Source organism: Streptomyces hazeniae, from assembly GCF_031845485.1.
Lineage (GTDB): Bacteria > Actinomycetota > Actinomycetes > Streptomycetales > Streptomycetaceae > Streptomyces > Streptomyces hazeniae.
In genome coordinates, this window is the sequence record NZ_JAVREQ010000179.1 from 1 (window position 1) to 453 (window position 453).

1 protein-coding gene is annotated in these 453 nt (G+C 67.8%); it reads right to left on the reverse strand.

The genetic code is table 11. The features are described 5' to 3' along the window. Window positions 1-453 (reverse strand): CHC2 zinc finger domain-containing protein (locus tag RM572_RS29205; protein WP_311676364.1); only part of this gene is annotated, 453 nt, incomplete at both ends.

Sequence of the window (453 nt, forward strand, 5' to 3'; positions counted from 1 at the left end):
GAGCAACCGGCGATGGACCCGGTCCATCGGCCCGCGCTTGCCCTCCCGGCTCAGCCCGGCCGCCTCCAGCTCCTTGAACTCGAAACCCAAGCGCCGCAAGTGCTTTGTCAGCGTGTCCCACCCCGACGGCGCGAAGCCGCATCCGAACTGGGCAGCTGCGGCGGCGTCGAAATTGCGCTCGGTGAGGTACTTGCGCGCCTCGGCGGCTTCGTCTGAGGCCAAAGCCTCGGCGTAGAACTCCTGGGCCGCGGCGTTGGCGGCCAGCAGCCTGCTGCGGCTGCCCCGGTCGCGCTGGACGTTGGTGGTCGACGCGCCGGTGTAGGTGACGGTGTAGCCGACCTTGTCGGCCAACAACTCGACCGCCTCGACGAACGTGACGTGCTCGATCTTCTGGATGAAGGCGTACACGTCGCCGCCCTCGCCACAGCCGAAGCAATGGAAGTGACCGTGGTT